Genomic DNA, 10,528 nt, shown 5'->3' with positions numbered 1-10,528 from the left:
AGGGAAACCGAGTCTTAATAGGGCGTTCAGTTGCTGGGTGTAGACCCGAAACCCGGCGATCTACCCATGGGCAGGTTGAAGGTGCCGTAACAGGCACTGGAGGACCGAACCGTAATCTGTTGAAAAAGATTCGGATGACTTGTGGGTCGGAGTGAAAGGCTAATCAAGCCGGGAGATAGCTGGTTCTCCTCGAAAGCTATTTAGGTAGCGCCTCGGACTTATACCACAGGGGGTAGAGCACTGTTTGGGCTAGGGGGTCATCCCGACTTACCAACCCCATGCAAACTCCGAATACCTGTGAGTACTATCCGGGAGACACACGGCGGGTGCTAACGTTCGTCGTGAAAAGGGAAACAACCCAGACCGCCAGCTAAGGTCCCCAAGTACTAGTTAAGTGGGAAACGATGTGGGAAGGCATAGACAGCTAGGAGGTTGGCTTAGAAGCAGCCATCCTTTAAAGAAAGCGTAATAGCTCACTAGTCGAGTCGGCCTGCGCGGAAGATGTAACGGGGCTAAACTAGTCACCGAAGCTGCGGGTGTGCACTTGTGCACGCGGTAGAGGAGCGTTCTGTAAGCCGTTGAAGGTGAATCGAGAGGTTTGCTGGAGGTATCAGAAGTGCGAATGCTGACATGAGTAACGATAAGGGGAGTGAAAAACTTCCCCGCCGAAAGACCAAGGGTTCCTGTCCAACGCTAATCGGGGCAGGGTGAGTCGACCCCTAAGGCGAGGCTGAGAAGCGTAGTCGATGGGAAACGGGTTAATATTCCCGTACTTGCAATAACTGCGATGGAGAGACGGAGAAGGCTAGGCGTACCGGGCGTTGGTTGTCCCGGGGAAAGTGCGTAGGCCGAGGACTTAGGAAAATCCGGGTCCTTAAAGCTGAGACACGAGACCACTGCCCATGTGGCGGGAAGTCGTCGATGCCAAGCTTCCAGGAAATACCTTCTAAGCTTCAGGTTATTGTGAATCGTACCCCAAACCGACACAGGTGGTCGGGTAGAGAATACCAAGGCGCTTGAGAGAACTCGGGTGAAGGAACTAGGCAAAATGGTGCCGTAACTTCGGGAGAAGGCACGCTGCTGACCGTGAAGGACTTGCTCCGTAAGCGGACGGCAGTCGCAGATACTAGGTCCCTGCAACTGTTTATTAAAAACACAGCACTGTGCAAACACGAAAGTGGACGTATACGGTGTGACGCCTGCCCGGTGCCGGAAGGTTAATTGATGGGGTTATCTTCGGAGAAGCTCTTGATCGAAGCCCCGGTAAACGGCGGCCGTAACTATAACGGTCCTAAGGTAGCGAAATTCCTTGTCGGGTAAGTTCCGACCTGCACGAATGGCGTAATGATGGGGACGCTGTCTCCACCCGAGACTCAGTGAAATTGAAATCGCTGTGAAGATGCAGTGTACCCGCGGCTAGACGGAAAGACCCCGTGAACCTTTACTATAGCTTCACGCTGGACTCTGACCTTACTTGTGTAGGATAGCTGGGAGACTTTGAAGCGGTGACGCCAGTCATCGTGGAGTCAACCTTGAAATACCAGCCTGGTAATGTTGGGGTTCTAACTTAGATCCATTATCTGGATTGAGGACAGCGTGTGGTGGGTAGTTTGACTGGGGCGGTCTCCTCCCAAAGAGTAACGGAGGAGTGCGAAGGTGCCCTCAGCGCGGTCGGACATCGCGCATTGAGTATAATGGCAAAAGGGCGCTTGACTGTGAGAGTCACAACTCGAGCAGGTGCGAAAGCAGGTCATAGTGATCCGGTGGTTCTGTATGGAAGGGCCATCGCTCAACGGATAAAAGGTACTCCGGGGATAACAGGCTGATACCGCCCAAGAGTTCATATCGACGGCGGTGTTTGGCACCTCGATGTCGGCTCATCACATCCTGGGGCTGAAGCCGGTCCCAAGGGTATGGCTGTTCGCCATTTAAAGTGGTACGCGAGCTGGGTTTAGAACGTCGTGAGACAGTTCGGTCCCTATCTGCCGTGGGCGTTGGAGATTTGAGGAGAGTTGTTCCTAGTACGAGAGGACCGGAATGAACGAACCTCTGGTGTTCGGGTTGTCACGCCAGTGGCATTGCCCGGTAGCTATGTTCGGACAGGATAACCGCTGAAAGCATCTAAGCGGGAAGCCCCCTTCAAGATTAGATCTCCCTGAGGACTTGATCCTCCTAAAGGACCGTCGAAGACTACGACGTTGATAGGCTGGGTGTGGAAGCGTTGTGAGGCGTTAAGCTAACCAGTACTAATTGTCCGTGAGGCTTGACCATATAACCCTAAGTGAAGACAACTTCACCGATGTTATAAGGCAGCAACTATAGACGACAGTCTTAAAATGTAGCGTAGCCGCTAATCGAGTAAGCCATGCCAATCGGCTGGCGACTCAATACCTCGTTAACGAATTTGATGAATCGATTGCAAACAGCAAACGGGTCATCGATCCCCTTTGCCTGACGACAATAGAGCTGTGGAACCACCTGATCCCTTGCCGAACTCAGAAGTGAAACGCAGCATCGCCGATGGTAGTGTGGCATTCGCCATGTGAGAGTAGGTCATCGTCAGGCTCTTATTACCAAAAAACCCGATCAGTAACCTGATCGGGGTTTTTTTATGCCCTGCGGTAAGGCGCATTATATTTATTTACAGCACTTGTTCTCGCTTTAAGCCTGCTTTTCCTAGCATCCACATCATTGGGCACCAGTGTGTGAATGCTGACTGTATTTGGTTTAAAGCCACAAAACCGGTGAAAAAGAACCAGTACTCGTGAATATATACACCAAGCAGTAAGCTTAGCAATGTGAATATGCCTGCGGCAAATCGTAAACCTTCGTTAATTGTCATGTTGCCTCCTAGAATATGAATTTCGCTCTGAGATATATATTTGAATTGGCCTCCATCTGCCCAAATAGTGTGCTCTGTCTTTTGCCTCCGAGTAGATTCGCGCCTGAGTTGAATTGCCAACTGTCATTCACCCGATACATTACATTGGGTATAAAGTAGTAATCTTCATCCGATGTTGAATAAAACAAAAAAGCTGAGTACACGAGGTTTGACTGCTGGGTGTTGAGGGTCCAACGGGTTGTCAGAACTTGGCGTATTTGTTGAGGGCGGTCTTCTGGTGATGGATATGAGCGCACTAACGCTTCATAATCGTGAGTGTACTCAGCGTAATATTGAAAGCTAGCTGTAATATTACGAACAATCTCAGTTTCATACCCCATTAGAAAACGGGACTGATCGTTAGGAACGTAAGGGTTGCGCCCCCCATTGCTCTCAGCGGAGTTCCAATAAGCGTATTCTATGTTGGCTATGCCGTTAAATGCACCGGTTCTGGCGCTGGCCCCTATGCTTCGTAATTCTGGAAAATAGGGCGTTTGCATTTCTATATTGTAGCCTTCAGGGGTTTTGTAAAAACCTTGGTATAGGTAGGCCGCGTATTCAATGCCGTCAGTATTCTTGTAGATGCGCAAAGCCACTTCAGAATCCTCTGATGAGGTGCCGGGCTTTTTTGCGCGTAAGGTGGGTGGTGCTGCGACGATGCTTTTGTCGGCCGCGGAGTAATAGGAAAGTTTTTCACCAGTAATGAATTCGTCTGAGTCAAACTGGGGAGATAGTATTAAGTCTATGTTGACGAAATCACTGTATCCGCTGATTTTAACTGCATCTGAAGGTGCTTTAAGGTACTGCTGATCATACCCGCTGAAAAGCGCTACCCAGTTCTTGGGAAAAAAGTCATTTAAGAAGAGTAGATCTCCTGTCCCCCAGGTTAATACCTGTCTGCCGGCCCTTATGTCTATTGATGACGTAGGCGTAAAGCCAATATAAGCCTCTCGATTCAGGCTATGCCACTCGGATGTTATGCCGTCGAAGTAAATCTCACCCTTGTAACTTGCGACTATGTCGTGCTGGCTATAATAGGTCTGAATTCGCCCTCGCACGTCTTGTGCGACCCACTCATTATCTATGACATTGTTGTGCTTAGTTCGATAACTGGCAGTAGATTCAAAATAACCGGATATTGGAAATAGGGGTGTAGAGTCATGCGCGTCATCCGACCATTCGTCGCTCCACTCTTCACCCGAATCATCGGTGGCATCCTGAGCCTTTAATGGAGGTGCGCTAATCATCAAGAGCATAGTCATTAGAGACGATAATGTCAGATGTGTTGATAGAGTTGTTCGGGTCATATGCTACTTCTCAGGCCGCTTAAGCCATTCCTGGGGTGGAGATCGCAGAGAGCGCTCTGAAAATACACTGTCAGGTAAGCCAATATCGTATTTGATGAAGCGAATCTCACTTAGCGTAAAGCCACCGGTGCGGAAATCGGAGACCTTCATCTTTGTGACGGTGGCATAGCCATCGATGATGTTGTGCTCTAGCGATTCCACTGATCTGAATAGCTTCTCCTGCTCATCAAAGTACTCAGTCCGCTCAGGCAGAAAGGTGCTCTTGTTTACCCAGACCTTATAATGTTTAAACTCTACTGAGGCTGGATCCTTGGGATGATTGTCGATTACATAATGCGTGTCAGTAGTTTCCAGTAGCTCATGTCTGTCTTCGGATAATGCACGACCGGATACGTCTTCATAATAGAAATCGCTTCCTACGAAGCTGGTACGCTTGTCTCCTGCGGATATTCGTTTAACCAGGTCTAGACTGGGTAGGTAAAGCCAGCGGTCGTCGTCACCACCGACGTTCTTTTTTACCAAAAACGCTGTGCGCTTTACATCAGACGGGCGCTGAAACAGAACGTAGAACTGTTGGTTCCCGCCATCTTCGTTGTCTTTGCGTAGAATAGTGAACTGCCTTATCTGTTCTCTGCCGCTGCTATCCACAATCTTCATTCGAGTTTCCGCACGGCCATCGTTACCCTGATAAAAGGCGACGTTGTTCGCTTTGGTGATAATGTCATTCACTGTCAGTTCTGGTTCTGCATAGGCGCTGCCAGCCAATGCAATCAGTGTGTAGGCTAATGAGGCTTTTTGTAAGAGTGTCATGCAGGGTTCCTTCTATCTTGAGGAAATATAAAGCGATTCGATAATGTCATAATTGCTGGTAGTAGTATGAGTGTCACGACACAGCTTGCGGCCATGATTGATGCCAGGAATATCCCAACGGTGTTGTATGGAACGAGTGGAGCAGCCAGTAGAGGTAGAAAACCTATCGCGATGACAATTGCGTTGCGCAATATTGCAACGCCGGGTTCTCCGTACATCTGGATTAATGTTTCTGACCAGTTGCCGGTTTTCTGGTGGATGTCTCTAGCCCGGTCAAGAAAGTGGATCGCAAAATCAACCGATAAACCAAGCGTGAGGGAGGATAGGACAGCTACCGGCATGTCGTAATCCTTTCCAATCCAACCAATCAAGCCATAGATTAATGCGATGGTTAGGGTTAATGGAATCATTGCCAGCAATCCGAATGTGAATGATCGAAACAGAATAATCATAACCACGAAGACCATAACGAAAGCACCTAATAAGCTATTTAACATGCCTTCTACCATGGCTTCTTGCCACACAACATTGATGTACGCCAAGCCACCCCATTCGAGTGTGACGCCTTCAGGAAGTGGGTTCAGTAGAATGAACTGTTCAACCTGTTCGATTACGGCTGACATGTCCTTGTTGTCACCACTGCTAAGCTGTAACCATATCGCTGATTTCTGGAAATCAGGGGTCACGAAATGCCAAAGGTCGTAAGGACGATGGGATGACTGATAGCTCAGCACTGTTTGCGCGGTCTGGTTTGCGTTGTCCGGTATTCGATAGAAGGATGAGTCACCGCTTTGCAGTTCTCGGTACACTGTTTTAACTACATCGGAAAAGCTATTGGATTTACCTACCAGCTCTCCGCCTGCCAGGTAGTTCTGTAACTCTTGTATGTAGGTTAGCGCATCCGGTTGTGTGAAATACTTTATGGCTTGCTGTGTGTTTTCTGACATGGAAATGAGTCGTTCCAGTGATTCGACGTCGCTCACGTCTGCGTCAAAAGAAGCATTGTCTGCATTTTGAATAATGGCGCTAAGCTGTTCGGTAAAAGGGGTGTCGGGCTTTAGGTTCTGTTCGATAACGCTCTTAATCAACTCGCTATCCTTGCTGATGTCGTCGAGTTGCTGCAGGAACTGATTTTGAGTTGGTGTTGTATCTTTACTCAGTACCAGGTAAGCGTCATAGGTGCCGGCGAAGTGCTGGTTGAGTACCCGATCGGCTACGCGAATGGGGTGGCTTTCTTTGAACCAGCGTACTGGATTGTCGTTGATTTCGATTTGGGTTATTCCGTAGTAGCTCACGATAGATAAGCCGATCGCAGCGGATATAACCAGCTTTGCGCTGCTGCTGGACAGTTTTCTAACCCCGTTTAGTACGCCGCTGAGAGCAAACCCAGTATTAGCATGGTGTTTTTCTGCCAACGCTTGGATGCGTTGTTCTGACAGTGAGGCGATATAGGCAGGTACAAAAATGATGGTAAGCAAGAATGCCAACGCTATACCGAACGCCACAAATAGCCCGAACACTTGAACCGGAGGTATGGGAGTGAATGCAAGTGATGCAAAGCCCACCGCTGAGGTGATGGATGTGAACAGCATGGGCCTGAATAGGTTCCTGAGCACTTGCTCGATAGTGTTGCGAACGTTGTGCCCGGGTTTGTGGAGTTCCGCAAACTCCGACAGAATATGAACGGAGTCCACCACCGCGATAGGCATCAGAAAAATGGGTATCATTGAACTCATTATATGAACCGTGTAGCCCATGCCGATCAGCACGCCCATTGTGGTAATGACTGTGGCCATAGCCACTAACATCGGCGCGCTGATCAGGACAAAACTTCGAAAGAATAACCACATCAATAGAAATATGGCCATGGCTGCCATAGGGGCAGAGATGGCCATTTGAATAAACATATCAATACCGAAGGTGTCTTCTGCAACTGGAAGCCCAGTTATGTAATATTCATCTCCCTTTGGTAGTTGTTCTATAAGGGTTTGGATTTTCTTGGATATTTCGTTGCTGTATTCCTTCTTCTCAATTGGTACGTAAATAGCGGCGGCTTTACCATCTTCTGAGACTAATGTGTTTTTGAACATCGGCAGGCGCTCAACCGCTTGCTGGGTCTGCTCCGGTGTCATGCGGGAAGCAATGTCCTTGGGTATCATCCACTGAAAACGAATGGTGCCAGGCCCTTCTTGAGTAATATTGTCTACCGAAGCAAGGCTCATCAGCTCGTGACCGATTACGCCCTCAATGTTCTCGATGTCATCACTCAGCATTTTAAGGTTGCTCAAAGATGCTGTGTTGAAAATACCATTTGAACTTTCGTTGTTAACAATACCCACCACAATCAGATCGTAAAGGTTAAATTCTTGCTTAATACGATCATGAATAACGCGATCAATCTGATCACTCGGCAGCATGTTTTCTGGGTCGGTGTCGATGTGGATTCGAGGAATCTGCGCAGCGGCAATCAGGGTGACGATCAAGGTAATCCATAATATGCGCTTGGGGTGTGTGATGGCGAAGTGGATTAGTTGGTCTCTCATTGGGTGCGCCTTATTGTTCCGTCGGAAGCATTAATTAGTAACTCATAATATAACTATATGGCTATATGGTCAAATTGGATTGCTGTGGTATTCTTTCTGGAATGATTTGTTGAGTTTGGGTGTAGTGAGATGGATGTGCCGGACCAGATAATGTCGGATGAGCAGCTGGATGTGATATCTCAGCGATTTCGAGTGCTAAGTGATCCTATGCGGCTGAAAATACTGCATAATCTCAGGGGTGGTGAATTGACGGTGGGGAGCCTGGTTGAGCGAACCGGTGCTTCGCAGCCCAATGTTTCCAAGCATCTCTCCATATTAAGGGGGGCGGGGCTGGTAAATCGCCGCCAAGATGGCAATTTGGCCTATTTCTCTATTGGTGCCCCATTTGTTTTTCAGTTATGCGACATAGTGTGTGAAGGAATAAGGAAAGAATTTGAGCAAAAGCAGTCAACATTCCTCTGATGAGCGTCTGCAGGATCTAATCAAGCTGCTCGCTGATGGCCAGTTCCACGGTGGTGATGAGCTTGGGGTGGCATTGGGTGTCTCGCGAGCGGCAGTGTGGAAGCAGGTCCAGAAGTTACAGGAGTCTGGGTTGGATGTTCAGTCGGTAAGGGGTAAGGGATACCGGCTTCCGTACCCTATGGAGTGGTTGGACTCTACGCAAATATTGGGTCAGTTAAGCAGTGATGCCCGGTCATTGGTAACGCAACTGGAGGTGGAGACGTTGGTGGTCTCCACTAACGACATTGCCATGGCAAAAGCTGCTCAGGGTGTTGGGTCTGGTTATGTCTGCATGGCAGAGCAGCAAACCGCAGGCCGAGGCCGACGCGGTCGCAACTGGGTCTCGCCCTTTGCCAGTAACCTCTATGTATCTTTGGTGTGGGAGTTTCATCAGGGGGCAGCGCAGTTGGAGGGGCTGAGTCTTGCAACCGGGGTGGCTGTTGCTAACGCGCTACGTTTGCTCGGTGTTGAGCATGTGGGGTTGAAGTGGCCCAACGATCTGTTGGTGAATGGCGCTAAGTTGAGTGGAATCCTGCTTGAAATGACCGGAGACCCCTCCGGCCGTTGCCAAGTTGTGTTAGGGGTTGGGGTCAATCATCGTTTGCCGGCTAATGCCGCAATCGCTATTGATCAGGCTTGGGCCCGGCTGGAGGATGTGCGCCCTGGCATCGGCCGCAACTTGCTTGCTTCTACGGTGTTGTCTGAGTTGGTTAAAATGCTGGATCTGTTCTCTAGGGAGGGGTTTGCGGCTTTTCAGCAGGAATGGCTGGCGCTGGATGTTTATGCGGACAAGGATGTGGTAATAAAAACGGGTGCGGCGGATATCTTGGGTGTGGCCAGAGGCGTGGATTCCAGTGGGGGCCTGATCTTGGAATCCAATGGCAGAACGCAGGTCATCAAGGGTGGGGAGTTGAGCTTGAGGTTAGCTCTATGACCACGTTGTATTTGGATTTCGGCAATACTCGGGTTAAGTGGCGATTAGGGCAGAAAAAGGATGTAGTTGTCCAGGAATACCATGAATTCGAAGCATGGCTGCAAGGCTTGGCGGGGCAATCACAGATTACCAGTGCGGTGGTTGCGAGCGTGCTTGGTCAGGCGCGACAGGCAGTGCTCACGGAGGTTGTTCAGCGCTGTCTTGCTGTGCCGGTTAAGCGTTGTGTGGTGACTGGTGAGGCGTTAGGGGTCAGGTGTGCATACGCAGATGTGTCCCGTCTTGGTATAGATCGCTGGCTGGCGGTCGTTGCCGCCTGGAGTAGAGAAAAGAGTGCCTGTGTGGTGGCCGATCTTGGTACAGCAGCAACTCTGGATTTTGTGGATAGTGCAGGTGTCCACGCGGGGGGCTTTATTGTGAGTGGGCTTGAGTTATCTTTGCGGGGGTTGTTGTCCGGCACCGATAACATTAAACCGAGCCCTTCTGGGTTTGAGATGGCAAGCCTTAAGCCCGGTATCAACACGGCAGAAGCGGTTTATAATGGGGCGTTGCATGCCTTGGTGGCGCTGATTGAGTCCAGTTATCAAAACCTCCTAAAATCTTCCCCAGAAGCTAAACTTATTCTTGCAGGCGGTGATGCCCCCCTTGTAGGCTCTCATCTGAGTAGCACTTATGAGCTGGCTCAGGGTTTGGTGTTTGATGGCATGAGGTTGCTGGAGCAGGCTGAGCTTTTGGTGGATGCGTAGCTAAATATAGCAACGTCATATTACAAGGATAACGACAAGATAATGCGCTGGATTGTACTTACCCTATTGATTTCGAATGTTGCTTACTTTGCGTGGGAGCTTGTGCGTGGGTCTGATTATGCTCCAGCAGAAGCAAGTGCGAGTGTTTTGCCGCCACTGAAAGGGAAGGCGCTCGTATTACTCACTGAGCGATTACCCGACACGGCCAGCAGTGCGCCGCCGCCAGCACCGGTTGTGGTGGTGCCTCCCACCCCTGTGCATCGCGAAGTGGACAGCGTTAAGGCCAAGAAAGAAGCAATGTGTGTGTCGGTCGGCCCCTATGAGGCTGAATCTGATGGTGAAATTCTGGTTAAGAATCTGAAAGTTGAAGGCTTTACTTCTAAAGTTGAGGCGCTTGAACTATCCAGAGATGTCCAGTATTGGGTGTTGATGCCGCCAGCGCAGAGCCGCAAGGAGGCAATGGCGGTGCTTCGGAATTTGCAGGCAAAGCGTATAGATAGCTACCTCGTATCCACTGGAGAGCTAAAAAATGCTATTTCGCTTGGGCTATTCAATAAAGAACAATCTGCTAAAGGTGTTCTCGCCAGTGTCAGGGAGGCCGGTTTTGCGGCAGAGTTGCGCCAAAAAGAACGCATTCAGAACGAATATTGGGTGCGGATCCCTCCCGAACAACCCCTTGAAAATCTTCAGAAAACCTTGGAAACCCTTGTGGTGTCTGGGGGCAGTGTAAAAATTTCAAATGCATCGTGTGAAATGTTTGCACTAACCCAATAATTTGCGTAGAATTCGCGGCCTAAATTGATGAGCAG

Annotated in this window: 8 protein-coding genes and 2 rRNA genes (1 of these 10 running past the window's edge); 6 read left to right on the top strand and 4 right to left on the bottom strand. The window is 49.4% G+C overall.

All coding sequences use genetic code 11. The features are described 5' to 3' along the window. Together Kalk_RS06490 and rrf are read left to right on the top strand one after the other, a co-directional pair. Positions 1-2,271: ribosomal RNA gene (locus Kalk_RS06490) — 23S ribosomal RNA — on the top strand (it extends 611 nt beyond the left edge of the window). A 179-nt stretch (positions 2,272-2,450) separates the two neighbouring features. After that, positions 2,451-2,565, top strand: a 5S ribosomal RNA gene (rrf, locus tag Kalk_RS06485). A 76-nt stretch (positions 2,566-2,641) separates the two neighbouring features. Here the strand turns inward: rrf and Kalk_RS06480 are convergent. From Kalk_RS06480 to Kalk_RS06465, 4 genes are read right to left on the bottom strand one after another with little or no spacing between them, the layout of a single operon-like run. Next, a complete protein-coding gene (locus Kalk_RS06480; RefSeq protein WP_101893421.1) occupies positions 2,642-2,842 on the bottom strand; it encodes a YgaP family membrane protein in 201 nt (66 codons plus the stop codon). 8 nt (positions 2,843-2,850) lie between these two features. Further along, the gene (locus tag Kalk_RS06475; protein ID WP_101893420.1) at positions 2,851-4,188 is read right to left on the bottom strand and encodes a hypothetical protein; all 1,338 of its coding nucleotides are present in this window, start codon (positions 4,186-4,188) and stop codon (positions 2,851-2,853) included. 3 nt (positions 4,189-4,191) lie between these two features. Next, positions 4,192-4,998: an outer membrane lipoprotein-sorting protein gene (locus tag Kalk_RS06470; protein ID WP_101893419.1), complete on the bottom strand. Its 807-nt coding sequence runs from the start codon at positions 4,996-4,998 to the stop codon at positions 4,192-4,194. Next, a complete protein-coding gene (locus tag Kalk_RS06465) occupies positions 4,995-7,541 on the bottom strand; it encodes an efflux RND transporter permease subunit (protein ID WP_101893418.1) in 2,547 nt (848 codons plus the stop codon). Before Kalk_RS06465 ends, Kalk_RS06470 begins: the two co-directional genes overlap by 4 nt. Positions 7,542-7,670: 129 nt before the next feature. Between Kalk_RS06465 and Kalk_RS06460 the strand changes: the two genes are divergently transcribed. The 4 genes from Kalk_RS06460 to Kalk_RS06445 all read left to right on the top strand — a co-directional run bounded on the left by Kalk_RS06460 (position 7,671) and on the right by Kalk_RS06445 (position 10,493). After that, positions 7,671-8,003: an ArsR/SmtB family transcription factor gene (locus Kalk_RS06460; protein ID WP_101893417.1), complete on the top strand. Its 333-nt coding sequence runs from the start codon at positions 7,671-7,673 to the stop codon at positions 8,001-8,003. After that, positions 7,975-8,976, top strand: a complete 1,002-nt coding sequence (gene birA, locus Kalk_RS06455) for a bifunctional biotin--[acetyl-CoA-carboxylase] ligase/biotin operon repressor BirA (RefSeq protein ID WP_233716830.1) — start codon at positions 7,975-7,977, stop codon at positions 8,974-8,976. Before Kalk_RS06460 ends, birA begins: the two co-directional genes overlap by 29 nt. Next, the gene (locus Kalk_RS06450; RefSeq protein ID WP_101893416.1) at positions 8,973-9,719 is read left to right on the top strand and encodes a type III pantothenate kinase; all 747 of its coding nucleotides are present in this window, start codon (positions 8,973-8,975) and stop codon (positions 9,717-9,719) included. Before birA ends, Kalk_RS06450 begins: the two co-directional genes overlap by 4 nt. 255 nt (positions 9,720-9,974) lie before the next feature. Then, complete coding sequence (locus Kalk_RS06445) at positions 9,975-10,493, top strand: SPOR domain-containing protein (RefSeq protein WP_158643340.1); 519 nt, start codon at positions 9,975-9,977, stop codon at positions 10,491-10,493. Positions 10,494-10,528 lie beyond the last annotated feature (35 nt).

The organism is Ketobacter alkanivorans (assembly GCF_002863865.1).
Taxonomy (GTDB): domain Bacteria; phylum Pseudomonadota; class Gammaproteobacteria; order Pseudomonadales; family Ketobacteraceae; genus Ketobacter; species Ketobacter alkanivorans.
Note: the sequence above shows the minus strand (reverse complement) of the source record. Positions and strands in the feature narration are given on the sequence as shown.

Coding starts and splice junctions, on each gene's coding strand:
- Kalk_RS06480 (WP_101893421.1), bottom strand. CDS start 2,842: ATGACAATTAACGAAGGTTTACGATTTGCCGCAGGCATATTCACATTG.
- Kalk_RS06475 (WP_101893420.1), bottom strand. CDS start 4,188: ATGACCCGAACAACTCTATCAACACATCTGACATTATCGTCTCTAATG.
- Kalk_RS06470 (WP_101893419.1), bottom strand. CDS start 4,998: ATGACACTCTTACAAAAAGCCTCATTAGCCTACACACTGATTGCATTG.
- Kalk_RS06465 (WP_101893418.1), bottom strand. CDS start 7,541: ATGAGAGACCAACTAATCCACTTCGCCATCACACACCCCAAGCGCATA.
- Kalk_RS06460 (WP_101893417.1), top strand. CDS start 7,671: ATGGATGTGCCGGACCAGATAATGTCGGATGAGCAGCTGGATGTGATA.
- Kalk_RS06450 (WP_101893416.1), top strand. CDS start 8,973: ATGACCACGTTGTATTTGGATTTCGGCAATACTCGGGTTAAGTGGCGA.